This window comes from Nitrosophilus labii (genome assembly GCF_014466985.1).
GTDB lineage: Bacteria > Campylobacterota > Campylobacteria > Campylobacterales > Nitratiruptoraceae > Nitrosophilus_A > Nitrosophilus_A labii.
On the sequence record NZ_AP022826.1, the window covers coordinates 851,835 to 878,232 of the forward strand.

Consider the following 26,398-nt stretch of genomic DNA (forward strand, 5'->3'; position numbering starts at 1 on the left):
TATGGCGGGTTTTAAAAGTTTTAAATCTTATATCAACTCTATTTTAGCCGCATATGCAGAAGTCCTGTTTATAGAAAATAAAAAAATAGGTATTTTGCTTTTAATCGTAACGTTTATAAATCCTAACATAGCTATAAGCGGTCTTTTGGGAGTGATTTTTGTTCTTATTTTTGCAGCTTATATCAGAATGGACCCTGAATTTTTAGAAAGTGGAATTTTATATCTATAATCCTTTGCTTGTAGGAATGAGCATAGGTTTTTTGTTTAAGCTTTCATTGGTAACCGTTTTTTTAATAGCTGTGGCTTCTGTTTTAACCTTTTTGGTTACCATAGTTTTGCATACTCTTTTTTCGACCTATCTCATTCCTATATTATCACTTCCTTTTGCAATAGTTAGTTCTATTGTCTATCTGGCGTTGCTTAATTACTCCAACCTTTTTTTAGAGACTCTTTATAATCATCCTGAACTTTTAAGCGTCTATTTTTATATACCAGTTTGGATAGACTCTTTTTTTAAATCTATAGGGACTATTCTTTTTTTGCCGAACTTTTGGGTTGGAGTACTCTTTTTTGTTTTCATTCTTTTTCATTCTAGAATAATGGCAATTTTAGCGGTTGCGGGATACTATTTTGGAGTTTATATCCATTCGTTGCTAAGCGGTTCGTTTATAGCTTCTTTGTTAAATCCCTACGGATTTAACTATGTTTTGGTTGCCATTGCTTTAGGCTCTATATTTTTGGTACCTGGCATTAGAAGTTATTTGATGGCAATGCTTGGTGTGGGGATTTCAGTATTATTAGTGGACTCAACTGCAATTTTTTGGACGCTTTATAAAATACCAGTTTTTACTTTGCCTTTTAATTTTACAGTTATAAGTTTTTTGTTCGTATTGCGTCTTGTTAAATATAAAGAGTTTGCATATATCATAAAAAGAACCCCCGAAAACAGTTTAAGTTACTATCTTATGAGTCTTTTTAGATTCAGATCAAACGAAGTTAGTATATTTTTGCCGTTTTCCGGGACATGGAGCGTGTATCAAGCTTTTGACGATATATGGACTCATCAGGGTAGATGGAGATACGCTTACGATTTTGTTATAAGAGACGATGAAGGTAAAAGCTACAAAAATAGTGGAAACTATCTTGAGGATTATTACGCATTCAAAAAACCTGTTTTGTCTCCTGTTAGTGGATATGTAGTTGAAGCCGTATCGTATCATAAAGATAATCCGATAGGAGAAGTGGATAATATCAATAACTGGGGAAACTATATAATTTTATCGACGAGTAATGGTGTTTATGTAGAGATATCTCACCTAGCCCAAAACTCATTACGTATTAAAAAAGGCGATTTTGTCGAAGCAGGACAGATTATTGCACTATGTGGTAACAGCGGTTATTCACCTGAACCTCATATTCATATTCAAGTTCAAGAGAGTTCTTATCTGGGGTCGAAAACCGTTCCTTTTAATTTTGTTGCATATAGTAAAAATGATAGACTCTTTTTTTACGAAAGACCGAAAAAGATGAAAAAATATCCAGTTTAAGTGCAGATAAATCTTTAGATAATAGATTTAGTTTTGTTTTAGATTCACTCTATTATTATGAAGTTTTAAAAAATGATAAAAAAATCGATAAATTTAGTATTAAAGTAGGAATGGATAGATTTAGCGGGAAGTTTTTCTTTGAAGATGAGAAGAAAAACCGACTCTTTTTTGCTAAAGATTATGGAGTATTCTACTTTTATGATTATATAGGAAGCGATAAAAGTTATCTAAAAAAGTTTTTTATGGCTGTTCCAAAAGTTCCTCTTATCGATAATAAAAAAGTCAACTGGAAAGATACGTTAACTCCAAGAGTTGTTTTTGGAGGATTTAAAAAGGAACTTTTGATGTTTTTATCCTCTTTTTGTTATAAACCGTTTTTATATATAGGTATCTGGGAGAAAGAGGGAGATATTATTAGTGGAAAAATTAATTTAAACGGAAAAAATATACTCTGTTTTGGAAAAATCGACGAAGTACAAGGTCTAAGCTGGATTAAGGTTGAAAATATAACAATCAGAAGAATAAAATGAAAAAAATTATATTTTGTCAATCTTAACAACTCTATCTTTAGTAGCTGCAGAAGTAAAAGAAGTAAATATGGTAATGCCTTTTGCCGGTTATATCAGTTATGGAGATAAAAGTGTAAAGGATAAAGGTTTTTACGGCGGAATACATCTAAACGGAAAAACTTTAGAGCAACAAGTAGATATTCAGTATAGTTATATAAAACTAGACTATCAAGATAATACTCCGGCTTTTGGTCAAAACGATTTTTCGCTTGTATATTCAAATTACGGAATAGAAAATTATATATTAAAAGGAGGTGTTCACTATATAGACTCGGATGATTACCTAACCGATGAAGGAATGATCTTTTTTGGAGGGGTAAAATATTATCAAACTTACAATTTCGACTTAGGAGTAGAGGGGTACTACTCTACATATAAAAACTTTTCTCCAAAGTTAAACGTTTGGCAATTGACTCCATCGGTTGGTAAATATTTTCATACTCAAAGATTAGGAGATTTTTATATAAATCTTCAATACTTTTATATTACGTTTAAAGAGAATAAAATAGTTGAAACGGTAAACAATAGCAATGTTGGACATAATACTCATACTATTAAGCGGGTTGAAGATTATGAAAACAACAACCATTCTGTTCAGTTTTCAGTTACAAACTATTATGGGAAATTTACTACTACTGGATACGTTTGGGGAGGTAAACAGGCGTACGCCGTTAGAAACGGAGGATTTACGGTATATAATCTTGCCGAGATCCATAAAGGAGGAGGCGGATTCATAATAAATTATAAACTAAAAAATAGTTTAGGAATAAGTTTTAATGTGGCATATGAAAAATTTACCGACACTGAAACATCTGAAGATACAAATGTGTTAGCTACGGGCATATCTTTAAACTATATCTTTTAGGGGGATTTATGAAAAAAATTATCTTATTTGCAATTTTGGCTATATTTTCATATAGTTATGATGATATTATAAAAAAATCTTATTACGACTCCTATAATTATGAAAAGATGGGAGATTATGAAGATGCTATAAAATCGTTAATGCCGGTAATACAAAAATATCCGGATGCTTATACGCCAAATCTTAGATTGGGATGGCTCTATTATCTCGATAAAAAGTACAAAAATGCACTCTATCATTACAAAAAAGCCGCTATAGCCGCAAAAAGTGCGATATCTCCAAGACTTGGAATAATCAATATATATATACTTCAGCAAAAATATGATGATGCCCTTAAAATATGTAACGATATTTTAAAAGTTGATTATTATAACTATTATGCCAATTTATATCTAGTAAAAATTCTTATAGGAAAGAGTGATTTTATAAACGCCAAAGCAATAGCTTATAAAATGCTCTCTTTATATCCTACTGATATCTCTTTTTTAGAGCTTTTAGCTAAAATTTATCAAAAAACAGATAATTTAGAAAATGCTAAAAAGATTTATGAGGATATACTGATTTTAGATCCAAAAAATTTTGCGGCGTATAACTTTTTTCAATCTTTGATTAGATAGTTAACGTTTTGTTAATAGTGTAAATGTATTATTTTAGATAGCCAAAATTTAGAAAAAGGATGTGATAATGAAAAAAACTTTTGTTTGTGTTGCATTAATGAGTTCTGCTTTACTGTTTGCTTCACAAAATTATGATGGGAAGAAGTTATTTGAAGAGAAGTGTATGTCATGTCATATAGCTACGATACCAACTATAAAACAGAAAAGGAGTATGGTTGCTCCTCCAATAATGGGCGTAATGTTTCATGTTAAAGAGAATTACAGCAATAAAGAGGATGCGGTTAACTTTATTATAGATTATGTAATGAATCCCTCACTAAAAAAAGCTGTTTGTATGCCGGGTAGTATAAGAAGATTTGGTTTGATGCCTTCTATGAAAGATACAGTTACTAAAGATGAGTTAAAGGCTATAGCAAAATATATTTATGATAATTATCCTCCTAAAGGGTTTATGCATCCTAATATGAATAAACAGGCTACAAAAAATTCTTCAAACAACAATTGTAATGTAAAAAGTAACACAAATCAGTAGAAAAAAATAGAGGAAATTTTTATGGAGCGGGAGACGGGATTCGAACCCGCGACCCCAACCTTGGCAAGGTTGTGCTCTACCCCTGAGCTACTCCCGCAAGGAGTATAGTGGTACCGAGGGAGGGACTCGAACCCTCACGGGCAAAAGCCCACGAGATTTTGAGTCTCGCGTGTCTACCAGTTTCACCACCTCGGCTAAAACGAGTGAAATTATATACTCTTTACACTTAAATAAGTTTTAATAGAGAGTTTTATCCAGCCCGAAGGCTGGAAAGAGGAGGGTGTTATTAAGCGTTTGCAACTGCTTCTTTTAATTTTTTACCTACTTTAAATTTAACTACTCTTGTTGCAGGGACTTTTACGACTTTGTTTGTTCCAGGAACTTTAGCTTCTCTTGCTGCTCTTTGAGCCGTTGTAAATGTACCAAAGCCTATAAATGCAACTTCATCACCTTTTGCTAGTGCTTCAGTGATTGTCTCTAAAGCTGCATCTATTACATTTTGAGTGTCTTTTTTAGACAACCCTGTCTTCTCTGCAACAGCATTGATAAAGTCCGCTTTTTTCATTGCACATCCTTTATAGAAATTTATTACGTTTCTATTGTACAGATTTTTTTTAAAAAATTCAAGCATTTTTTTTGAAAAAATTGCTAAAATGTGTGAAAAATAGGCAAAAAAACTAATAAAAGCTTTTAAAAAAACAAAAAATCACTAAAAATTATAAATCGGTAATAATGGGATTTTGTTTTTTGAATAGTGTGAGTTTTTTTTTTAAAATCTGAAATAAGATTAAAAAAAATATATAAAAAAATCAAAATTAATATCTTTGGATATATTTTATAAATAAAAATGCATATTTAGAATTTTGTTTATATTAATTGTTGTATAATTGGACTCTTAAATCGGTTAAAGGAGAGAACATTTTAAAAGATATTATTTTAATAATTACAGCTGTTATATTTTTATATCTCGGATTTTCCACTATTATTGATGATCCTAAATATGTTGGTAAATTTGGACACGCTTTTTCTTTGTCCAATAAAGAGTATTTCGGCTATATCGCTTTTGTATATCTTTTTTTACTTCTTTATCCTTTATATAAGATATACAAAAAACCTATTTTTAATAAAAAAAGTTTCGAGACTCTTGTAGCATATTTGCTCTTACTTTTCTCTTTTTTGATTTTTCAAGCCTTAGTTGTTGATGATCTCTACAAAGGCAAAATAGGTAACTTGATAGTTTCATCAATAAAACCGTATATAGGGATTGCTGGTGCTTGGCTTTTTTGGTTTGTAACATTTTCCATATCTTTGATTTTGCTGTTTGATAAAAGAGTAGAGGAGTTTTTTGCAAAATATAAAAAAACTACCTCTAGGTTCGAAAGAGAGCTTCCAAAAACAGTAAAAACTAAGAGTGTAGAAAAAGTTTCATCCAAAGATAAAAAAGTAAATAAAAATGAAAAAATAGTTATACCCAATAATCCTATAGAGGCAGATAATAGTGAAACTATAGAGACTAAGAGTGATGAAGAGGAACGTAAAACTGATACGTTTAAAGAGCCCTCTTTAATAACCGATATCGTAAAAACTGAGATAGTTGACGAGCTTGAAGAAAATAAAAAACTTCTGGAAACGGTAGAAAAAGGGAGTCTTGAAAAACCTAAAAATTTCAAACTACCGACACTTGATTTTTTAGAAAAGCCTCAAAAAAAGAGAAGTAGTATCAATGAAGCGGAGATCGATAAAAAAATAAAAGAACTTATTGAAAAGCTTGCTAAATTTAAAATAGAAGGGGATGTAGTTAGAACATATACTGGTCCTGTTGTTACAACATTTGAATTTAAACCTGCTCCCCATATAAAAGTATCTAAGATACTAAATCTTCAAGATGATTTAGCAATGGCTTTGAAAGCTAAAACCATAAGGATTCAAGCCCCAGTTCCTGGAAAAGACGTGGTTGGTATAGAGATCCCTAATAAAGAGATTGAGACGATATACCTTAGAGAAATTCTCGAGAGCGACATTTTTAAAAACGCGGCTTCTCCTTTGACCATAGCCCTTGGAAAAGATATTGTGGGAAAATCTTTTGTAACCGATCTAAAAAAACTTCCACATCTGCTTATTGCGGGAACGACTGGTAGCGGGAAAAGTGTAGGTATAAACTCTATAATAGTAAGTCTTTTATATAGAAATTCTCCGGATAACTTAAAACTTATGTTGATAGATCCTAAAATGCTCGAATTTTCTATTTATAACGATATTCCTCACCTATTGACACCTGTGATAACAAAATCAAAACAGGCCATAACTGCTTTAAACAATATGGTTGCAGAGATGGAGAGACGCTATCAGTTGATGAGTAAAACCAAAACAAAAAATATTGAAAGTTACAATAAAAAGGCAAAAAAAGAGGGTTTTGAACCTTTGCCTTATATTGTGGTAACTATTGATGAACTTGCAGATTTGATGATGACAAGCGGCAAAGAGGTAGAATACTCCATAGCAAGACTTGCACAGATGGCAAGAGCTTCGGGAATACATCTAATAGTAGCAACACAAAGACCAAGTGTAGATGTTGTAACAGGACTTATCAAAGCAAATCTTCCATCACGTATAAGTTTTAAAGTTGGACAAAAAATAGATTCTAAAGTTATATTAGATACTTTTGGTGCCGAATCTCTTCTTGGCAGAGGGGATATGTTGTTTACTCCTCCAGGAATTACAGGCCTTATTAGACTTCATGCACCTTGGATCAGTGAAAATGAGATAGAAAATATTGTAGAATTTTTAAAAGTACAAAGAGAACCTGAGTATGATGAAAAATTTCTAAAAGAAGAGATAGGAAGTAATGGAAATACTAATGAAATAGATGAGGAGCTGGATGAACTTTATGAAGAGGCAAAAGAGATTGTTTTAAAAGAAAGGAAAACTTCTATAAGCTACCTTCAAAGAAGATTGCAAATTGGATATAACCGGGCAGCAAGAATAGTTGAACAGTTAGAAAACACTGGTGTTTTGTCTCCTCCAAATTCAAAAGGGAACAGAGAAATTATAATATAAGGTTATTTATGGATTTAGATTTTGCTGGCGGTCTTGCCATAGCTATAATTTTGGGTTTTATGATAGGACTGCAAAGAGAGATTCAAGTCTATTTTGAAAAGTCTCAAGAGTTTGGAGGGGCTAGAACTTTTGCAATTATTTCACTTATCGGTTATCTTTGTGCATATCTAACGACCTACACAGAGTGGATTTTGCCTTCAGTAATTTTGGGTTTAATTATATTTTTGACTTATGTCCATTCAAAAACGGTGGTTTTAACAAAAGATATTGGTACTACAACGGAGTTTGCCGCTATTGCTACTTTTTTAGTGGGAGCTTTACTCTTTTTTAAAGATAAACAGAGTGCGATTTACAGTGCTATTTTAATACTTTTTTTGCTTGGATTAAAAAGTAAAATTAAAGAAGTAGAGGGGAAAATCACTAGAAAAGATCTCTCTTTGGCAATTTTGTTTTTTTTGATGACTTTTGTTATTTTACCGGTTTTACCAAAAAAAGCAGTTGATCCTTTTGGAATATTTAATCCTTATCAAATCTGGTTAATGGTTGTGTTGATATCAGGACTCTCTTTTTTAGGATATATCAGTGTAAAATTTATAGGTGTTAAAAAAGGGCTTTTGGCTACAGGTTTTTTTGGAGGATTGGTTTCATCAACTGCTGTTGCTCTCTCTTTATCAAAAAAAGCTGTTGCAAATAAAGATCTTTCTTTGTATTTGGCAGTTACTATAGGTGTGGCTTCAAGTACTATGTTTTTTAGAGTAATAATTGAGGTAGCTATAGTCGACAAAAATCTATTAAAGTTTGTCTTTTATCCTTTTTTAGCTGCAACACTCTCTGGTTATATCTATCTCTATTTATTATATAAAAAATCATCTTTTAAACTTTCATCTGCCGAAGTTGAGTTTAAAAATCCGCTTGAATTAAAAGAGGCTATCAAGGTTGGTTTGGCATTTGGAATAATTTTTGGTTCTATATCGATTGTTGAGAAATATTTTGGAAATGCAGGAGTTTATGTTATTTCGATTTTATCCGGTCTTACTGATGTTGACGCTATAACACTTTCGATTGCAAATATGAGTGCAAAAGGAGAATTTTCTTTAAAATCTGCTTCAATAGCTATTGTCTTAGCATCTGTGTCAAACTCTTTATCAAAAATGCTTATTGTAATATATCTTGGAGGAAAAGTTATAGGAAAATATATTGCTGGTTTTTTTACGGTTTCCCTACTTTCAATGGCTGCAGTTCTTTTCTTGCTCATTTTGTAACCATTTTACACATAAACAATTTTATATGTTACGTTGTGAAACATATATATTATACTTATGGTTTTAATTAGGTAGAATTTTAAATCATAACAGGGTATTTTTAGAAAATTTACTTAAATTTAAAAGGAGATTGTATGAGCTTTATCGAAGAGTATAAAAAAGAAGCAGCTGAGAGAGCGAAACTTGGAATACCTCCAAAACCTTTGACAGCTAAGCAAGTTGCGGAGGTTATTGAGCTATTGAAACAAGTTCCTATTGTTGAAGAAGAGTTTTTGATGGATCTTCTAGTAAACAGAGTTCCACCTGGCGTTGATGATGCGGCTTATGTTAAAGCAGCATTTTTAAGAGATATTGTTAGAGGACATGCTAAGACCGCTGCAATAAGTCCAAAACATGCGGTAGAAATTTTGGGAACTATGCTAGGTGGTTACAATGTAAATCCGTTAGTTGAAGCGTTGAGCCATGAAGATGAAGAGGTAGCTAGTGCTGCGGCGGAAGCCTTGAAAAAGACATTGCTTGTTTATGATGCCTTTAATGATGTTGTTGAACTTTCAAAAACAAATAGATTTGCCAAAGAGGTTCTTGAGTCTTGGGCGAATGCAGAGTGGTTCCTAAATAGACCTGAACTTTCCGAATCTATAAAAGTAGTTGTTTTTAAAGTTCCGGGTGAAACAAATACAGACGATCTATCTCCTGCAAGTGAAGCATGGAGTAGAAGTGATATTCCTCTACATGCTTTATCAATGCTTAAAGCAAAAATGCCAGATGCTCAAGATACTATAAAAAAATTAAAAGAAGAGACTGGACTTCCTGTTGCTTTTGTAGGGGACGTTGTTGGAACGGGAAGTTCTAGAAAATCTGGAATCAACTCAGTTCAATGGTGGATAGGTGATGATATACCACATGTGCCAAACAAAAGAACAGGTGGCGTAATAATTGGTGGAATAATTGCTCCAATTTTCTTTAATACCGCAGAAGACTCAGGCGCACTTCCTATTGAAGCTCCGGTAGACAATCTCGAAACTGGCGATGTAATAGAGATTAGACCATATGAAGGAAAAATACTAAAAAATGGTGAAGTAGTTAGTGAATTTAAACTAAAACCAAATACCCTTCCTGATGAATTTAGAGCCGGAGGTAGAATCCCACTTATCATAGGAAGAGGACTAACAAGAAAAGCTAGAACTGCCCTTGGAATGGAAGAGGAAAATATCTTTGCTAGACCTGAACAGCCAGAAGGTAAAGAGGGCGTTGGATATACGTTGGCTCAAAAGATGGTAGGACGTGCTTGTGGTATGGAAGGTGTAAGACCTGGAATGTATATAGAGCCTGAGACAAAAACTGTGGGTTCTCAAGATACAACTGGAGCTATGACAAGAGATGAGATTAAAGAGTTGGCAGCTTTAAGTTTCGGTGCTGATTTTGTTCTTCAAAGTTTTTGTCATACAGCGGCTTATCCAAAACCTGCCGATATAGAACTTCAACATACATTACCTGAATTTATCACATCAAGAGGGGGAGTTAGTTTAAGACCGGGCGATGGCGTTATCCACTCTTGGTTAAATAGAATGGTTCTTCCTGACACAGTTGGAACAGGTGGTGACTCTCATACAAGATTTCCTATAGGTATCTCTTTCCCAGCAGGTTCCGGACTTGTTGCTTTTGCAGCTGTTACAGGAAGTATGCCTTTAAATATGCCTGAGTCTGTTTTGGTTAGATTTTCAGGTGAATTACAGCCAGGAATTACTTTAAGAGATCTTGTTAATGCTATTCCATATTTTGCAATCAAACAAGGACTTTTGACTGTTGAGAAGAAGGGTAAGAAAAATATATTTGCGGGACGCGTTTTAGAGATAGAGGGTCTTCCTTTCTTAAAAGTAGAGCAAGCTTTCGAGCTTAGTGATGCTAGTGCTGAAAGAAGTGCTGCGGCTTGTACGGTTGAATTAGATGAAGAGCCTGTAATAGAGTATCTTCAATCAAATATCAAATTGATTGAAAAGATGATAGAGGCAGGATATGAGGATAAAAGAACTTTAGAGAGAAGAATGAACGCTATGAAAGAGTGGCTAAAAGAGCCAAAACTTATGAAAGCCGATAAAAATGCAGAGTATGCTGCTGTTATCGAGATAGATCTAAATGAGATTAAAGAGCCAATCGTAGCTTGTCCTAATGATCCGGATGATGTTGCTACACTTAGTGAAGTATTGGCAGATCCAAATAGACCTCACAATATTGACGAGGTGTTTGTTGGAAGCTGTATGACAAACATAGGACACTATAGAGCGCTTGGAGAGATATTGAAAGGAGAAGGACAAGTTCCTGTTAGACTTTGGGTTGTTCCTCCGACAAAAATGGATGAAGAAGAACTTATAGAAGAGGGATATTACTCAATTTTCGGTGCGGCAGGAGCTAGAACAGAGATTCCTGGATGTAGTTTATGTATGGGTAACCAGGCAAGAGTTAGAGATAACGCGATAGTGTTCTCAACTTCTACAAGAAACTTTGATAACAGAATGGGTAAAGGCGCTCAAGTATATCTTGGAAGTGCTGAACTTGCAGCGGTTACTGCTCTTCTCGGAAGAATTCCTACAAAAGAAGAGTATGTTGAAATTGTTACTAAAAAACTTGCAGGAAAAGAGGATAAAGTTTACACTTACCTCAATTTCCACCAGATGAACGAACAGCTTCTAGAGGAGATGGTACACAAGTATGTTTAAGCTACTGCGGGTATTTACCCGCAGTATTAGTTATATATGATATCAAAGGATGGATCAATAACAATTTCAAAAATATTATCCTCTATATCGATATTTTGCTTCGGGTTTAAAAAAAGTATCTCCACATCCTTTTCAAACCTGTCTTTGAATTTTATCTTTTTAAGATTCCCTTCATTATCTAAGTATATTAAAAATTTTTGATCGTTATATTTTGCTTTATAAAGATTTTTTGTGATTTTTTGGGCGCCTTTTAATATGTTTATGATATTGTTAACATCTGAATATTTCGATATTGTGACTTGTTCTAGTTCCGGTTCTACTATAACAACTTTTTCTCCTATTATATAAATATCTTTTTTTATGGGTTTTTCGTATCTCCAAAGAATTTTTAAAGGCTTTCTAAAATAGATTTTTCCGTAGTAGCTTATATTTTTTTTTGAGCTATCTTTTATCGTTTGGATAAATTCGCTTTTGAAAGAGTTTATCTCTATCTGAGCGAAAAGTTGCGTAAAAATAAAAAAAAGTGTTATATAAATCTTCATTTATTTCCCTTTTTTCTTTGATTTTTGATCTAATTTTATCGAAAATAAAAAAAAGTTAAAATTATGATAAAATTTCATACAAAAACGGTAAAATGTCAAAGGAAACAGATGTTAAAAAATTTAGTTCAAAAAGTTATAGGAACAAAAAACGATAGAGAGCTTAAAAGATACAAAAAACGCGTAAAAAAAATCAACGATTTAGAACCTAAATATGAAAAATATAGCGATGAAGAGCTAAAAGAGGCGTTTAACGCCATCAAAGAGAAGGTTAAAAAAGGCGAAGCCACTATGGATGAAGTGTTGGAGGACTCTTTTGCCATTACAAGAGAGGCAAGTAAGAGAGTCTTAGGTATGAGACACTATGATGTGCAGCTTATAGGTGGTATGGTTTTGCATGATGGTAAAATTGCCGAGATGAAAACGGGTGAGGGCAAAACACTTGTCGCTACTTTAGCAGTTGCACTAAATGCAATGACAGGAGAAGGTGTTCATGTAGTGACTGTAAATGACTATTTGGCAAAACGTGACGCTACCGAGATGGGGAAACTCTATAATTTTTTGGGCTACAACGTAGGATGTATAACAAGCGAGATCGATGATGACCAAGAGAGAAAAAAGCAGTATCTTGCCGACATTACATACGGAACTAACAACGAATTTGGATTTGACTATCTAAGAGACAACATGAAATACTCTTTGGATGAGATGGTTCAAAGAGGACACAACTACGCTATAGTAGATGAAGTTGACTCTATATTGATAGATGAGGCAAGAACCCCTCTTATTATCTCAGGTCCTACAAATAGAAAACTAGATAACTATGTAAGAGCTGATAAAATCGCAAAGCAGATGATAAAAGATGAAGATTTTACCGTAGATGAAAAGAATAGGGTTATTTTGATAACTGAAAAAGGTATTGAAAAGGCTGAAAAGCTTTTTGGAGTAAATAATCTATACGATCTGGAAAATGCGATACTCGCACATCATCTTGATCAAGCATTGAAAGCAAATTTTCTTTTTGAAAAAAATGTTGATTATGTTGTAAAAGATGGGGAGGTTGTAATTGTTGATGAGTTTACAGGAAGATTAAGTGAAGGTAGAAGATTTAGTGAAGGGCTTCATCAAGCCTTGGAAGCTAAAGAGGGTGTAGAGATAAAAGAGGAGTCCCAAACTCTTGCAGATATAACTTTCCAAAACTATTTTAGGATGTATAAAAAGTTAGCTGGTATGACTGGTACGGCTCAAACGGAAGCTACTGAATTTTCTCAAATTTACGGTTTGGAAGTTATATCTATTCCTACTAATAAACCGGTTATTAGAAAAGATTTGGATGATCTTATTTATAAAACAGAAAAAGAGAAGTATGAAGCCGTTGTTAAAAAGATAAAAGAGCTTCATAAAAAAGGGCAGCCTGTTTTGGTAGGAACTACCTCTATTGAGAAAAACGAACTTTTACATGAACTTTTAAAAAAAGAGAAGATTCCTCACGCCGTTTTAAATGCAAAACATCACGAACAAGAAGCTGAAATAATTGCGCAAGCCGGTAAAAAAGGAGCTGTTACAGTTGCAACCAATATGGCAGGACGTGGTGTAGATATAAAAATAGATGATGAAGTTAGATCTCTAGGCGGTCTTTTTATACTTGGTACTGAAAGACATGAGAGTAGAAGGATAGATAATCAGCTAAGAGGACGTGCGGGACGTCAGGGTGATCCGGGTGCTAGCCAATTTTTCTTGAGTCTAGAAGATAATCTATTGAGGATTTTCGGTGGTGATAGAATCAAAAATATTATGGAGAGACTCGGAATAGAAGAGGGTGAGCATATAGAGTCCAAAATGGTTACAAGAGCTGTCGAGAAAGCTCAGAAAAAAGTTGAGGCTCTACATTTTGAGTCTAGAAAACATATCTTAGAGTATGATGATGTGGCAAATGAACAAAGAAAAACTATATATAAATTTAGACATGAATTATTGAATCCAAAATTCGATATAGATAGCAAAATAAAAGAAAACAGGCGTGAGTATATAGATGAACTGCTAAGTGAATGCGAAATTTTCCCAGAGTCACCCAAAGAGGATTTTAATCTGGAAAAACTTGTTTTAAAACTAAAAGAGGAACTTCGAAGTGAATTTAGTGAAGATGAACTTAAAGATAAAGACTATGAAGAGTTAAAAGAGTATATTATCGAAAAATTGGAAGAAGAATATGAAAAGAAGATGAGTGTAGTAGATGAGGAACAAAGAAGAGAGATAGAGAGAATTTTATATCTACAGATACTCGATAATGGTTGGAGAGATCATCTTTATCAGATGGATATTTTAAAAACCGGTATAGGGCTTAGAGGCTACAATCAAAAAGATCCTTTAGTAGAGTATAAAAAAGAGAGTTTCAACCTATTTATGGAGCTTGTTAGAAATATTAAAAACGAAGTTATAAAAACTTTACATACAATCGAACTTAGAGATGAAAAAGAGGAAGAAGAGATAAAAAGATTGGAAGCCGAACTTAAAAGAATGGAAGAGGAGCTCAAGGCCGGTGCCGTAATGCAGCATGGAAATGAGGTAAAAAACGAATCTGCAAAACCTAATACAGGAGCTAAAAAACCTAAAAGAAACGAGCCTTGTCCGTGTGGGAGCGGTAAAAAATATAAGCACTGTTGCGGTAAAAGCGGACCTAAAAAGGGAGTTTTAGCAAGTTCGGTTAACGGCTGATTACATTAGTTTGTAGTTATTGTAACTAAGAATGAGTAGAGGAAATATTATCATACATCTACTCATTATAACTATTTTGACTCTCTTATTTAATATTCGCTATTTTGGAATCGTTTAGGAATATTATGGATAAAAAGTTTGTCTTTTATATTGTAAAAAGGTATTTAAGATTTGATAAGGAACAACCTTTTATCTTTCTTTCTGCACTTCTTGCTTTTTTGGGCATAGCCGTTGGAGTTATGGTTCTAATCATAGCTATGGCTATTATGAATGGTTTTGATAAAGAGTTTGAGAAAAAACTTTTTACTATGAATTATCCTTTGACTATCTATCCTAAATTGTTAGGTTCGGTTAATGAAAATCTTTTACAAAAACTTGAAACAAAATTTCCAAATCTGCTTTTTAGTCCCTACATAACTACTCAAGCTATAGTTAAAAAAGATGATATTATGGAGGGAAGCATACTTTTTGGAGTAGATTTCGAAAAAGAGAAGAAGATAAATGAGGTTTTAAGAGATGCTATAAAAGATAAAAAAATAGGAAGATTTGAAGTTATCGTTGGTAAAGAGATGTTTGATAGGCTCTATTTAAGTAAAGGCGAAAAGGTGATGTTTATCTTTACAAAAACAGATCCTAGTGGATTTGCTTTAACTCCTTTAATAAAAAGATTTACTTTAAAGGGGTATTTTAAATCAGGACTTATAGCATACGATAAAACTTATGTATATACTACTATTGAATCTCTAAGAAAAATATTGCGTGTTAAAAAAGGAGAGTTTAGCGGGATTCATATTTACTCAAAAGAGCCCCAAAAAGATTTAATCAAAATAAAAGAGAGTTTGCCTTCAGATGTTGGAATAGTAGGTTGGTGGCAGCAAAATAGAAACTTTTTTGCTGCACTTGCTATGGAAAAAAGGGCTCTTTTTATAGTTTTGATGCTTATAATTATGATAGCTTCTTTAAACATTGTGAGTTCTTTGTTGATGACTGTTATGAATAGAAGAAAAGAGATTGCGCTACTGTTATCTTTAGGAGCAACGAAAAAAGAGATAAAGTCGATATTTTTTTATCTTGGTTCTATTATTGGAGGAGTAGGAATTGTAAGCGGTATTGCTTTAGGGTTTTTAGGTATATATATTTTAGGTAGTTTTGATATAGTTAAACTTCCCGCCGATGTATATGGAACTAGTAAACTTCCTTTAGAACTCTCTTTTATTGATTTTTACTCTATTGTTTTAGGGGCTGTTTTTATCATTATTTTATCATCATACTACCCGGCAAAAAAAGCGACTGAAGTTAATATTATAAATGTATTGAGAAATGAATAAAGTATTTATTCAAAAAGTTTAAAAGGTGATTGTAACGTTCTTTTGATAATATTTATGGGTGCTTTTATAACCTCTTCGGGGAGTTTTGTTGAGATTCTCGGTTTATTTATATCTCCTTTAACTTTAAGTTGTGTAGATACACAATTGTCTTTGCCAAAGAGTATATATCCTGCAAGAGGGATTTTACTTAATAGTGTAGAAATTTTTTTAAATGTTTTCAAAGTTAAGATCATATCGATAGTTTTTGAATTTAAATTTAGTAATCCTTTACCTTCTATATTTAAACTTTTTCCTATAAAGTTTAAATTATTAATATAAAAGACTCCTTTTTCAAATTTAAAATCAATTTTTCCTTCTTTAATTTTATATCCTTTTTTACTATAACCTGGATCTGAAAATGTTACTAGTGATGGGATGGTATTTAAAAAAGCCATAATATTATTTAAAAGTGCCATGTCTTTTAAAATTGAATTGTATATAGTTATTTTTCCTTTTAGATAGTTCATATTTCCTACGGCAATAAGGTTATATTCTCCTCCATATATATTTTTGATATTGAGAAATTTCTTTACAAACGTATCATTTAGCTTTGTCGCTTTAATATAAAATTTTTCTGGAGTTCCCTCAATATTAATTTTAGAATCGCGATAGATATTTTCAAAATCGAAAAGGCCGTTTTTATGAGTAATGATATATTGATCACTTAGTATTAAATGTTTCATAAACTCTATTGAAGAGGATTTTGCGTGTAATTGAAAATCTGGAAGTTTATAAGATATTTTTTCTTTATTATTTTTCTCTTTTAATTTTATATCATAATCATTTAAATAGATCTTGATAATCTCATCATAAATTACTTTGATCTTTCCTTCATTGATTATAAAACTACTTTCATCTGTTTTAATTTCTCCTTCTATATTAAAATCAGTGACGGGACAATTATTAAAGTATAAAATTTCGTTAGGTTTAATAATATGCGATTTTATTTGGAAATTTTTATAATCTTTAGTGGTTACAAAAAGAGTCCCTTCTTTTATATTTAATTCTTTAAGGGGTTTTGAAAATGCTGAAATGTGTTTTAAATCTTTGATATGGAATTTGGTTAGATTTTTTTCTATAAAAATATCGGTATAAAATCTGTTTATTGAGATATAAACACTATCTTGTTTTGAAAAATCTATTATTAATGTATCTTCAAAATTATTAATATCTAAAATTTCTACATTGTTGGCCAATATTTTTATTTTAGAGTTATTAATTTTTATATTTGCTATTTTTTTATTTAGATCAATTTTTCCACTAGCAGTAGACTTTATAATATTTTTTATCTCTATATCGGAAGGTTCTATATAAATAGTGTTATTTTTTAGTCTTACTGTAGTATTTTTTATGTGAAGATCTATATCTTTTAGAGATAAAATTGAGTTTTTTGCAACAAAAGTGCCTTCTAAATCAACTTTACCATTTTTAAATGTAACTATAATTCGTAAAACTCCATTTGTAATACCTTTTTTTTGGTATATCGGTAGTTCTATGTTATATGCTTTTACAAGTTGTATTATCTCATTATCAATAGGTGATGCAGTTTTTATGACTATATCAATATATGAATTTTTGCTAGTTAGATTTTTGATAACAACAAAACTATCTTTTAGATTTTTATTAAGATAGACAGGATTCTTTAATTGAAAATATAGAGAATCATTCTTAAAAGTTAGAGTTATTTTTTCACTCTTTACAGGAGGAAGTTTTTCATTAAATTTAATCTTTGAATTATATGCATAAGCGATTCCGGAAAAATTTTTTGGAACATATAGATTTTTTGATTTTAAATCGATTTCACCATTTAAATACTCCAATCTATATTTGTTTGCTACTATTTTTTTATATATCCAATTTTTTATAGTCTTATGTAGAGTAAAGAGTTCTGTGATTTTTTTTAATGATTCGTTATTGAAATATTGCGAATCAATATTAAACTTAAGTATGTTATTTTCAAGGGAAGCTTTTATTTTTCCTTTAATATCTTGAATAAGGTAATCACCATTAAATGAGATATTTTTGTTTATCAGGTTTATAACAGAACTCCCTTTTAAAAAGAGTCCATATTTTTTATAGTAAAAATCTTGAACCTTTACAAAAAGAGTTTTATTATGTAAATGTAGTTTTGCGGCAAACTTGTATTTGTCCGTATCTATAAAATAGATCCCTTTATTGTATAAAAACGTAACATGATAGTTTAAGAAATTAAGATTTTTTATCTTGATTTTCTGAAAAAATTGTGGAATATATCTGAAACTTTTTAAAAAATTTTCTATATCATTACTTCTATTTACCTTTTTCTCTTTTTTTATATATAAAGTATCCACTTTTAAAATTAGTTTTTTATCGAGTTTTAGATACAATTTTTCTACTTTGATCGAGGGTAACTTTAAAGACTTTATAACTATTCCCTCTTGTAAAAAGAGATAAAATATACTTAAAATCAGGAGAGAGGCTATTAAAAAACTTATCAAAATTTTATTTATTATAGAAACTGTTTTAATAATCATTATGATGCTTTCTTACTATTTGTCTGTACCTATAAATTCCACAAAAGTAATATATGTTCCAAAAGGAAGTATAAAAAAGATTATAACATACCTAATAGATAAAAAGTTCGAACTAACCCCATTAGACGTATACTTTTTGAGGTTTTTGGGTTCGCCACAATCTGGATGGATAGATATAGGCATAACAAAACTTTCACGAGGCGATTTTTTATATAAACTTACCAAAGCTAAAGCACCCGTGATTGAAGTAACACTTATTCCTGGAGAGACTACAGAGATTTTTTTAAAAGAGGCTGCTGATAGATTGAAGCTTAATTTTAAGAAATTAAATAGACTTTATCTTGAGATTTCTCCTTTTCCAGATGGCGTATTAATACCTGATACATATCATATTCCAATCGGAATTGATGAAAAACATTTTATCTATTATATGGTATCTACCTCTTTAAAAAGACATAAAAAAATTTCTGAAAAATTTTTTGGTAAATATGATAAAGAGAGATGGTTTAAAAAGTATATAACTATAGCGTCAATTATACAAAAAGAGGCCGCAAACGAACAAGAGATGCCACTTATAAGCGCTGTTATATATAATAGACTTAAACTAGGAATGCCTTTACAAATGGATGGTGCATTAAACTATGGAAAATATTCTCATGTAAAAATAACGAAAAAAAGAATTAGAAACGATAATAGCCCCTTTAACACATACAAATTTAAAGGACTTCCTCCTTTTCCGGTTTGCTGTGTAAGTAAAGAAGCTATAAAAGCCGCTATTTTTCCTGCAAAAGTAAATTATTTATATTTTGTAAAAGGTAAAAATGGCAATCATATATTTACTTCCTCTTATAAAAGACATCTAACAAATATAAAAGCTGTGAAAAAATGAAACATAATTTACAACTCTTTTACAATAATAGCTCTAATTGATAAAAATTAAATCAACAAATTGTTACTATTAGAATACTTAATAATCAATCATAAAAAAGGAGAGATAATGGCGAAAATAATTTGGACAAAAATAGATGAGGCTCCTGCACTTGCGACTTATTCTTTGTTGCCGATTGCAAGAGCTTATACAAAAGATAGCGGGATTGATATAGAGTTGAGAGATATCTCTTTAGCCGGCAGAATACTGGCGCAGTTTTCTGATAGATTACCAGAAGATCAAAGAGTACCAGACGAACTGTCGTATATGGGAGAACTTGTTTTAAAACCAGAAGCCAATATTATGAAACTTCCAAACATTTCCGCGTCAGTTCCGCAATTGGTTGCGGCGATTAAAGAGTTGCAATCTCAAGGATATGACATTCCTGATTATCCGGAGGAGCCAAAGAGTGCCGAAGAGGTTGAGATTCAGCAAAGATATTTAAGATGCGTCGGTTCGGTTGTGAATCCAGTTTTAAGACAAGGAAACTCTGATAGAAGACTTTCAGAAGCAGTTAAACAATATGCTAAAAAACATCCTCATAAAATGAGAGATGTATCTCCAGATAGCAAAAGTTTCGTTGCACATATGGAAAAAAATGATTTTTATCAAAATGAGCAATCTTTTATATCTGACAAAGATCAAACTGTAAAATTGATATTCGAATCAAAAGACGGCAGCAAAACTGAAGTTTTAAAAGAAGTAGAAGTTTTAAAAGGTGAAGTTTTTAGTGCAGCTTCATTAAATAGAAAAGAGTTAAAGTGTTTTTATGAAGAGGTGATTAACGAAGCAAAAGATAAAGATATACTTTTCTCTCTTCATGTTAAAGCTACAATGATGAAAGTTTCTGATCCTGTCTATATAGGTGATGCTATTAGAGTTTATTATAAGAAGCTTTTCGATAAGTTTGGCAAAGAGCTTGAGAGCATTGGATTTAATCCAAATAACGGTCTTGTTGATCTATACAATAAACTAGAAAGACTACCAGAAGGCGTACAGCAAGATATAAAAGATTGTATTGATGAGATCTATAAAGAGCAGCCTAGAATGTATATGGTTGATAGTGATGCGGGTATCACCAACCTTCATGCGCCAAACGACGTTATCATTGATGCCTCTATACCTGCTGTTATAAAAAATGGACTAAAAGGCTGGGGTCCAAGTGGAGAGGTTGAAGATTGTGTTATAACTGTTCCAGATAGAACTTATGCTAGAATGTATAAAAAAATAGTTTCTGATATCGTTAAAAACGGACAGTTTGATCCTGCTAAAGTAGGTACTGTTCAAAACATAGGATTGATGGCTAAAAAAGCTGAAGAGTATGGAAGCCACGATAAAACATTTTTCCCTCCAGCTGACGGATATATAAAAACGATCGATGAAGATGGAAACACTTTAATGTGCCACGAAGTTGAAGAGGGGGATATTTGGAGAGCGTATAGCGCTAAAGATGACGCTATTGTTGACTGGGTAAAACTAGCGGTTAGAAGAGCAAAAGAGAGCGGATATCCTATAGTTTTCTGGTTAGATAGCAACAGAGCCCACGATGCAAATTTGATAAAAAAAGTGGTTGCAACGTTGAGAAACGAAGACTTGACTGGCGTAGAGTATCACATAATGGCTCCTGAGCAAGCTATGACGTATACTTTAAAAAGATTTAGAAATGGGAAAGGAACGATAGCTGTTACTGGTAACGTTTTAAGAGACTATTTAACAGACCTTTTCCCAATTATTGAGGTTGGAACAAGCGCTAGGACTCTATCTATCGTTCCTCTATTAAATGGTGGCGGAGTATTTGAAACTGGTGCTGGAGGAAGTGCGCCTAAGCACGTTGAACAGTTTATCAAAGAGGGACACCTAAGATGGGATAGTTTAGGTGAGTTTATGGCGCTAGTTGAGTCGCTAAAACTTGCCGTTAAACAAGGAGCAAGTGAAAAAGCCAATATTGTGGCTGATGCTTTAGATAAAGCTGTTGGTCAGTATTTAGATAAAGATATGACTCCAAAAAGAAAAGTTGGAGAGTTAGATAATAGAGGAAGCCATTTCTATCTGGCAAAATTTTGGGCGGAAGCGCTAGCAGAGCAAAATGAAGACGCTGAACTTGCTGAAAAATTTGCTAAAGTTGCAAAAGAGTTAAGCGACAATGAAGAGAAAATCTTAGCTGAAATTGCCGCAACAGAGGGTAAACCTCAAGATATTGGCGGTTATTATCATCCAAATGATGAAAAAGCTGAGAAAGCTATGAGACCGAGTGCGGTATTTAATTCAATTATCAATTCTATATAAAAAATTTAAAGCAGAAGCTTTTGCTTCTGCTAAATATGAAGGAGATGTATATGGCAAGTTCAAAAGTATCAGTTGTTGGAGCAGGTGGTAATGTTGGAAGTATTGTCGCCTTTTCGATCGCTATGCAAGGATTATGCCATGAGGTAATTCTTGTCGATAGAGATGTCAATAGAGCAAAAGGAAAAGCTCTAGATATGAATCAGGCCGCTGCGGCTCTAAGAAGCCATTCTATTGTTAGAGCGGCTGAAAGTTATGAAGATATAAAAGACTCAAGAGTCGTGGTTATAACGGCAGGTTTTCCAAGAAAACCAGGAATGAGTAGAGACGATCTTTTGTTTAAAAATGCCGATATAGTTAGTGAGATAGTAGAAGAGGTTAAAAAATACGCCCCCGATGCGGTTTTGATAATTGTTACAAATCCACTTGATACTATGACATATGTTGCTTTAAAAAAGAGCGGATTTCCTAAAAATAGAGTTATAGGAATGGCTGGCATACTTGACGGAGCGAGAATGACACATTTTATTCATGAAAAGCTCGGTTTTGGTGCGGGACAGATAAGAGCTACCGTAATTGGCGGTCATGGTGACTATATGGTTCCGTTGCCTAGATATTCTACTGTGGCAGGTATTCCTATAACTGACCTTTTAACACCGCAAGAACTTGCAGAAATAGTTGAGCTTACTAAAAACGGCGGAGCACAGATAGTTAAATTGTTAGGTACATCTGCATATTTTGCACCTGGCCGTGCGACTGCTATTATGGTAGAGGCTATTTTAAAAGACTCTAAAAAGATCTATCCTTGTTCAACGCTTCTTGAAGGTGAATATGGATATGAAGATATAACAAATGGTGTTCCTGTAATGCTTGGAAGTAACGGAGTTGAAAAGATTATCGATCTGCAGTTAACTCCAAAAGAGAAAGAGATGTTCCATAGAAGCGTGGAATCTGTTCGAGAGTTAATTGATACTTTAAAAAATAATAACTATTTTGAGGATAAAAGATGAGAGTGGTTAGATATGAAACAATTGTAAATTCTATCAAAGATATGATTGTTTACTCAACCACTCATTTAAGTGAAGATATGTTTAAAGCCTTAAAAAGGGCTTATGAAGAAGAGGAAAGCGAAGTTAGTAAAGCTGTATTGTCTCAATTATTGGAGAACGCTGAAATAGCAGCAAAAGAGACAAAACCTCTTTGCCAAGATACTGGCTTAGCTATTTTTTTCGTTAAAATTGGAGAAGAGGTAAAAATTGAGGGTGGTTCTCTTAAAGAAGCTATATATGAAGGGACTGAAAAAGGATATAAAGAGGGATTTCTTAGGGCATCTACTTGCGACTGCTTTACTAGAGAAAATCTAAAAGAGAAAATCGGATATAACCTTCCACCAGTAATCTATTTCGATATTATTCCCGGAGACAAGATAGAGATAGAGTATGCGGCAAAAGGCGGGGGTAGCGAAAATGTTAGTCGCGCGACTGTTTTAGCTCCTGCTCAAGGAAAGGAAGGGATTAAAGAGTTTGTAAAAAAAGTGATTAGTGATGCTGGACCAAATCCATGTCCTCCTTTAGTAGTAGGCGTTGGGATAGGAGGTAGTTTCGATTATGCTGCAGTTATGAGTAAACATGCTCTTTTTAGAAGTATAGGAACAAAAAATCCCGATCCCGAGCTTGCAGCATTCGAGGAAGAGATCAAGGATGAATTGAATAAACTTGGCATTGGTGCAATGGGTATGGGCGGAACACAAACTGTTCTTGCAGTTCATATAGAAACTTTCCAGCCAGGACGTATGTGTCATATTGCTTCATTACCTGTATCGGTAAATGTACAGTGTCACAGTTCAAGACATTCCCATATAACTATTTAAAGGTGTAAAATGGCTGAATATAGATTAAAAACACCATTAAAAGAAGAAGATGTAACAAAACTAAAAGCTGGAGATATCGTTTATTTATCCGGTACTATATATACTGCTCGTGATGCAGCACATAAAAAACTTGTTGAGTTGATTCAAAATAATAAATCTTTACCTTTTGATTTGAAAGGTACTGTTATCTATTATGTAGGGCCTACCCCTCCTAAGCCAGGGGAAGTTATTGGAAGTGCAGGACCTACTACGAGCTATAGAATGGATAGTTATGCTCCAACTCTTATTGCGCATGGACAAAAGGGAATGATTGGCAAAGGAAAAAGAAACGAGGCTGTAAAAGAGAGTTGTAAAAAACATAAAGCCGTATATTTTGGTGCAGTTGGAGGTGCAGGAGCTCTGCTTGCACAGAGAATAAAAGACGCAAAAGTTATTGCCTATCCAGAACTTGGTCCAGAAGCTATTAGAGAGATTGTGGTTGAAGATTTTCCTGTAGTTGTAGTTAATGACACGTACGGTAATGATCTTTACCAAGAGGGTAGAAAACAGTGGGAGAAAAATTAGCTAGTAGTTAATAATAATTGGTTGATAATTCAATATTAATCATATTGTATTTTTATCTTAATCATTAACCGTTTATTAAATAGGTCTAGCTAATTTATGAATTTAGAACCAAAGGAGTTTAAATGAATATTCATGAGTATCAAGCTAAAGAGATTTTTAGAGAGTATGGTGTTCCTGTACCTAGAGGAGGAGTTGCTTTTACGGGACCGGAAGCCAAAAGAGTCGCTGAGGAACTTGGCGGTGACTTATGGGTTGTAAAAGCTCAGATACACGCCGGAGGAAGAGGAAAAGCCGGTGGTGTAAAACTTGCAAGAAGTCTTGATGAAGTTGAAAAGATTGCAGAAGAGCTTATAGGTATGACTCTAGTAACTCATCAAACAGGACATGAAGGGAAAAAAGTCGAAAAAGTTTATATAGAAGAGGGTGCCGATATTCAAAAAGAGTACTACCTTGGAATGGTTTTAGACAGATCCACTGAGATGCCAGTTATGATGGCTTCTACAGAGGGTGGAATGGAGATAGAGGAGGTTGCTGCCAAAACTCCTGAAAAGATTATAAAAGTAGCTATCGATCCAACAATTGGTTTTCAAGGATTTCATGGTAGAAAACTGGCATTTGGATTAGGTTTGTCGAAAGAAGAGATTAGACCTTTTATAAAATTTGCAGAGGCTCTTTATAAAGTTTATATGGACAAAGATGCTAATATGATTGAGATAAATCCTCTTATTAAAACCGGTAGTGGAGATTTTTTAGCATTAGATGCTAAAATGGGTTTTGACGATAATGCGCTTTATAGACATCAAGATATTTTAGAGATGAGAGATTTAAGTGAAGAAGATCCTGTTGAAGTGGAAGCTGCAAAATATGGTCTTAGTTACGTAAATCTTGACGGAAATGTAGGATGCATGGTGAATGGCGCTGGTTTGGCTATGGCAACAATGGATATTATCAAACATGAGGGAGGTGAGCCCGCAAACTTTTTAGATGTTGGCGGTGGTGCAAATCCTGATACTGTTGCAAAGGGTTTTGAACTTATTTTACAAGATGAAAATGTTAAAAGTATATTTGTAAATATCTTTGGTGGAATTGTTAGATGTGATCGTATAGCTAACGGTATTTTACAAGCAACTCAGAAAGTAGATGTGAATGTTCCGGTTATTGTTAGATTAGATGGAACAAACGCGGAAGAAGCAGCTGAAATTTTGAAAAATGCAAACATCAAAAATATTATTCCAGCAACTGATCTTGCTGATGGCGCTAAAAAAGCGGTTGCTGCTGCAAAAGGAGAGTTGTAATGAGTATTTTAGTAAATAAAAATACAAAAGTAATAGTTCAAGGTTTTACTGGAAAAGAGGGAACTTTTCATAGTGAGCAATGTATAGATTATGGAACAAACATTGTTGGAGGTGTTACACCAGGAAAAGGAGGACAGACTCATTTAGATAGACCTGTCTTTAATACAGTTAAAGATTCTGTAGATGCTACGGGTGCAACTGTAAGTATGATATTTGTTCCTCCTGCTTTCGTTTCTGATGCTGTTATGGAGGCCGCGGACGCGGGTATAGAACTTGCGGTCATCATAACTGAAGGTGCCCCTGTTAAAGATATGATGTATGCAAAAATGTATGCTACAAAAAAAGGTATGAAAACAATTGGCCCTAATTGTCCGGGGATAATTACCGCAGAAGAGTGTAAAATCGGTATTATGCCGGGATTTATTTTCAAAAAAGGTCCTGTTGGCCTTATAAGTAAATCTGGTACCTTAACTTACGAAGCTAGTAATCAGGTTGTAAAAGAGGGACTTGGAATTACTACAGCCGTAGGTATTGGTGGCGATCCTATTATCGGACTTAGTTACAAACAGTTACTTCCTCTTTTTGAAGCTGACCCTGAAACTGAAGCTATAGTGATGATAGGTGAGATAGGCGGAACTTTAGAGATTGAAGCAGCTGAATTTATTAAAAACAACATTACAAAACCTGTTATTGCGTTTATTGCAGGTCAAACTGCGCCTAAAGGTAAAAGAATGGGACACGCCGGCGCTATAATCAGTGGTGGTCAGGGAACGGCACAAGAGAAGATGGATGCGTTGGCGGCTGCAGGCGTACATGTTGTAAAATCTCCTGCCGATATCGGAAAAACGGTATCTAAAGCGTTAGGGAAATGAGAAAAAGTTTTACCGTTTTAAATATAAAATGTGAAGGGTGCGCAAATAGTATCAAAAATGCACTCTCTCCTCATTTTGAAAATGTTGAAGTTGATTTGACAAAAGAGCCCAGAATCGTAACAGTTGACATAGAAAATAGTGAAGATGAAGAGATATTAAAAGCAATTTTAAAAAAGCTTGGATATCCTCTAATTGATGAAGATTTATCTAAAGCACAAGAGCTTGGACTTAAAACAAAAAGTTTTATCTCTTGTGCAGTAGGCAAGTTTACTTTAAAGTGAAGGAG

22 protein-coding genes and 2 tRNA genes are annotated in these 26,398 nt (G+C 33.1%); 19 read left to right on the plus strand and 5 right to left on the minus strand.

Features of this window, described 5'->3' with window-relative positions; translation table 11 throughout:
• Window position 1 precedes the first annotated feature (1 nt).
• From NIL_RS04360 to NIL_RS04385, 6 genes are all read left to right on the plus strand, one after another.
• Window positions 2-229, plus strand: a complete 228-nt coding sequence (locus NIL_RS04360; protein WP_281389215.1) for an urea transporter — start codon at window positions 2-4, stop codon at window positions 227-229.
• Window positions 210-1,547: an urea transporter gene (locus tag NIL_RS04365; protein ID WP_187648388.1), complete on the plus strand. Its 1,338-nt coding sequence runs from the start codon at window positions 210-212 to the stop codon at window positions 1,545-1,547. Before NIL_RS04360 ends, NIL_RS04365 begins: the two co-directional genes overlap by 20 nt.
• A gap of 110 nt (window positions 1,548-1,657) precedes the next feature.
• Entirely contained in the window at window positions 1,658-2,077 is a 420-nt protein-coding gene (locus NIL_RS04370) for a hypothetical protein (RefSeq protein ID WP_187648389.1), read from the plus strand.
• A 13-nt stretch (window positions 2,078-2,090) separates the two neighbouring features.
• Window positions 2,091-2,981, plus strand: a complete 891-nt coding sequence (locus tag NIL_RS04375; protein ID WP_187648390.1) for a hypothetical protein — start codon at window positions 2,091-2,093, stop codon at window positions 2,979-2,981.
• Between the two features lie 8 nt (window positions 2,982-2,989).
• A complete protein-coding gene (locus NIL_RS04380; protein WP_187648391.1) occupies window positions 2,990-3,598 on the plus strand; it encodes a tetratricopeptide repeat protein in 609 nt (202 codons plus the stop codon).
• Between the two features lie 67 nt (window positions 3,599-3,665).
• Window positions 3,666-4,130: a c-type cytochrome gene (locus NIL_RS04385; protein WP_187648392.1), complete on the plus strand. Its 465-nt coding sequence runs from the start codon at window positions 3,666-3,668 to the stop codon at window positions 4,128-4,130.
• A gap of 22 nt (window positions 4,131-4,152) precedes the next feature.
• Here NIL_RS04385 and NIL_RS04390 read toward each other — a convergent pair.
• The 3 genes from NIL_RS04390 to NIL_RS04400 all read right to left on the minus strand — a co-directional run bounded on the left by NIL_RS04390 (window position 4,153) and on the right by NIL_RS04400 (window position 4,695).
• A tRNA-Gly gene (locus NIL_RS04390) sits at window positions 4,153-4,227 on the minus strand.
• Between the two features lie 11 nt (window positions 4,228-4,238).
• Window positions 4,239-4,325: transfer RNA gene (locus tag NIL_RS04395), tRNA-Leu, on the minus strand.
• Window positions 4,326-4,416: 91 nt separating this feature from the next.
• Entirely contained in the window at window positions 4,417-4,695 is a 279-nt protein-coding gene (locus NIL_RS04400) for an HU family DNA-binding protein (RefSeq protein ID WP_187648393.1), read from the minus strand.
• A gap of 311 nt (window positions 4,696-5,006) precedes the next feature.
• On the opposite strand from NIL_RS04400, the gene NIL_RS04405 reads away from it, so the two are divergent.
• From NIL_RS04405 to acnB, 3 genes are all read left to right on the plus strand, one after another.
• Window positions 5,007-7,187 (plus strand): DNA translocase FtsK, encoded by a 2,181-nt coding sequence (locus NIL_RS04405; protein WP_246434469.1) that lies wholly within the window; start codon window positions 5,007-5,009, stop codon window positions 7,185-7,187.
• Between the two features lie 8 nt (window positions 7,188-7,195).
• Window positions 7,196-8,449 carry an MgtC/SapB family protein gene (locus NIL_RS04410; protein ID WP_187648394.1) on the plus strand — a complete coding sequence of 418 codons (1,254 nt, stop codon included), beginning with the start codon at window positions 7,196-7,198 and terminating at the stop codon, window positions 8,447-8,449.
• Between the two features lie 134 nt (window positions 8,450-8,583).
• Window positions 8,584-11,166, plus strand: coding sequence for a bifunctional aconitate hydratase 2/2-methylisocitrate dehydratase (acnB, locus tag NIL_RS04415; protein WP_187648395.1), 2,583 nt, complete (start codon window positions 8,584-8,586; stop codon window positions 11,164-11,166).
• Between the two features lie 26 nt (window positions 11,167-11,192).
• Here the strand turns inward: acnB and lolA are convergent, their stop codons facing one another.
• Window positions 11,193-11,708: a LolA-like outer membrane lipoprotein chaperone gene (gene lolA, locus NIL_RS04420; protein WP_187648396.1), complete on the minus strand. Its 516-nt coding sequence runs from the start codon at window positions 11,706-11,708 to the stop codon at window positions 11,193-11,195.
• 108 nt (window positions 11,709-11,816) lie between these two features.
• On the opposite strand from lolA, the gene secA reads away from it, so the two are divergent.
• Together secA and NIL_RS04430 are read left to right on the plus strand one after the other, a co-directional pair.
• Complete coding sequence (secA, locus tag NIL_RS04425) at window positions 11,817-14,420, plus strand: preprotein translocase subunit SecA (protein ID WP_187648397.1); 2,604 nt, start codon at window positions 11,817-11,819, stop codon at window positions 14,418-14,420.
• Window positions 14,421-14,545: 125 nt separating this feature from the next.
• A complete protein-coding gene (locus tag NIL_RS04430) occupies window positions 14,546-15,748 on the plus strand; it encodes an FtsX-like permease family protein (protein ID WP_187648398.1) in 1,203 nt (400 codons plus the stop codon).
• A gap of 5 nt (window positions 15,749-15,753) precedes the next feature.
• Here NIL_RS04430 and NIL_RS04435 read toward each other — a convergent pair whose 3' ends face one another.
• Window positions 15,754-18,300, minus strand: coding sequence for a YhdP family protein (locus tag NIL_RS04435; protein WP_187648399.1), 2,547 nt, complete (start codon window positions 18,298-18,300; stop codon window positions 15,754-15,756).
• Window position 18,301: 1 nt separating this feature from the next.
• Between NIL_RS04435 and mltG the strand changes: the two genes are divergently transcribed.
• The 8 genes from mltG (at window position 18,302) to NIL_RS04475 (ending at window position 26,393) form a co-directional block, all read left to right on the plus strand.
• On the plus strand, window positions 18,302-19,189 hold the full coding sequence (gene mltG / locus NIL_RS04440) for an endolytic transglycosylase MltG (protein ID WP_246434470.1): 888 nt from the start codon (window positions 18,302-18,304) through the stop codon (window positions 19,187-19,189).
• 108 nt (window positions 19,190-19,297) lie between these two features.
• Window positions 19,298-21,514, plus strand: a complete 2,217-nt coding sequence (locus NIL_RS04445) for an NADP-dependent isocitrate dehydrogenase (protein ID WP_187648400.1) — start codon at window positions 19,298-19,300, stop codon at window positions 21,512-21,514.
• Between the two features lie 50 nt (window positions 21,515-21,564).
• Window positions 21,565-22,521: a malate dehydrogenase gene (gene mdh, locus NIL_RS04450; RefSeq protein ID WP_187648401.1), complete on the plus strand. Its 957-nt coding sequence runs from the start codon at window positions 21,565-21,567 to the stop codon at window positions 22,519-22,521.
• Window positions 22,518-23,381 carry a fumarate hydratase gene (locus NIL_RS04455; protein ID WP_187648402.1) on the plus strand — a complete coding sequence of 288 codons (864 nt, stop codon included), beginning with the start codon at window positions 22,518-22,520 and terminating at the stop codon, window positions 23,379-23,381. The genes mdh and NIL_RS04455 overlap by 4 nt, the downstream gene beginning before the upstream one ends.
• Before the next feature lie 9 nt (window positions 23,382-23,390).
• Window positions 23,391-23,945, plus strand: a complete 555-nt coding sequence (locus tag NIL_RS04460) for a Fe-S-containing hydro-lyase (RefSeq protein ID WP_187648403.1) — start codon at window positions 23,391-23,393, stop codon at window positions 23,943-23,945.
• A gap of 122 nt (window positions 23,946-24,067) precedes the next feature.
• A complete protein-coding gene (gene sucC / locus NIL_RS04465; RefSeq protein WP_187648404.1) occupies window positions 24,068-25,240 on the plus strand; it encodes an ADP-forming succinate--CoA ligase subunit beta in 1,173 nt (390 codons plus the stop codon).
• The gene (sucD, locus tag NIL_RS04470; RefSeq protein WP_187648405.1) at window positions 25,240-26,112 is read left to right on the plus strand and encodes a succinate--CoA ligase subunit alpha; all 873 of its coding nucleotides are present in this window, start codon (window positions 25,240-25,242) and stop codon (window positions 26,110-26,112) included. The genes sucC and sucD overlap by 1 nt, the downstream gene beginning before the upstream one ends.
• Window positions 26,109-26,393 carry a heavy-metal-associated domain-containing protein gene (locus NIL_RS04475; RefSeq protein WP_187648406.1) on the plus strand — a complete coding sequence of 95 codons (285 nt, stop codon included), beginning with the start codon at window positions 26,109-26,111 and terminating at the stop codon, window positions 26,391-26,393. Before sucD ends, NIL_RS04475 begins: the two co-directional genes overlap by 4 nt.
• Window positions 26,394-26,398: the final 5 nt, after the last annotated feature.

Bases quoted from the DNA above. Each gene is read 5' to 3' on its own strand.
- NIL_RS04370 (WP_187648389.1), top strand. From the start codon at position 1,658: ATGGATAGATTTAGCGGGAAGTTTTTCTTTGAAGATGAGAAGAAAAAC.
- NIL_RS04460 (WP_187648403.1), top strand. From the start codon at position 23,391: ATGGCTGAATATAGATTAAAAACACCATTAAAAGAAGAAGATGTAACA.
- NIL_RS04435 (WP_187648399.1), bottom strand. From the start codon at position 18,300: ATGATTATTAAAACAGTTTCTATAATAAATAAAATTTTGATAAGTTTT.
- sucC (WP_187648404.1), top strand. From the start codon at position 24,068: ATGAATATTCATGAGTATCAAGCTAAAGAGATTTTTAGAGAGTATGGT.
- sucD (WP_187648405.1), top strand. From the start codon at position 25,240: ATGAGTATTTTAGTAAATAAAAATACAAAAGTAATAGTTCAAGGTTTT.
- NIL_RS04410 (WP_187648394.1), top strand. From the start codon at position 7,196: ATGGATTTAGATTTTGCTGGCGGTCTTGCCATAGCTATAATTTTGGGT.
- mltG (WP_246434470.1), top strand. From the start codon at position 18,302: ATGATGCTTTCTTACTATTTGTCTGTACCTATAAATTCCACAAAAGTA.
- lolA (WP_187648396.1), bottom strand. From the start codon at position 11,708: ATGAAGATTTATATAACACTTTTTTTTATTTTTACGCAACTTTTCGCT.
- acnB (WP_187648395.1), top strand. From the start codon at position 8,584: ATGAGCTTTATCGAAGAGTATAAAAAAGAAGCAGCTGAGAGAGCGAAA.
- secA (WP_187648397.1), top strand. From the start codon at position 11,817: ATGTTAAAAAATTTAGTTCAAAAAGTTATAGGAACAAAAAACGATAGA.
- NIL_RS04400 (WP_187648393.1), bottom strand. From the start codon at position 4,695: ATGAAAAAAGCGGACTTTATCAATGCTGTTGCAGAGAAGACAGGGTTG.
- NIL_RS04360 (WP_281389215.1), top strand. From the start codon at position 2: ATGGCGGGTTTTAAAAGTTTTAAATCTTATATCAACTCTATTTTAGCC.
- NIL_RS04455 (WP_187648402.1), top strand. From the start codon at position 22,518: ATGAGAGTGGTTAGATATGAAACAATTGTAAATTCTATCAAAGATATG.
- NIL_RS04475 (WP_187648406.1), top strand. From the start codon at position 26,109: ATGAGAAAAAGTTTTACCGTTTTAAATATAAAATGTGAAGGGTGCGCA.
- NIL_RS04385 (WP_187648392.1), top strand. From the start codon at position 3,666: ATGAAAAAAACTTTTGTTTGTGTTGCATTAATGAGTTCTGCTTTACTG.
- NIL_RS04445 (WP_187648400.1), top strand. From the start codon at position 19,298: ATGGCGAAAATAATTTGGACAAAAATAGATGAGGCTCCTGCACTTGCG.
- mdh (WP_187648401.1), top strand. From the start codon at position 21,565: ATGGCAAGTTCAAAAGTATCAGTTGTTGGAGCAGGTGGTAATGTTGGA.
- NIL_RS04430 (WP_187648398.1), top strand. From the start codon at position 14,546: ATGGATAAAAAGTTTGTCTTTTATATTGTAAAAAGGTATTTAAGATTT.
- NIL_RS04380 (WP_187648391.1), top strand. From the start codon at position 2,990: ATGAAAAAAATTATCTTATTTGCAATTTTGGCTATATTTTCATATAGT.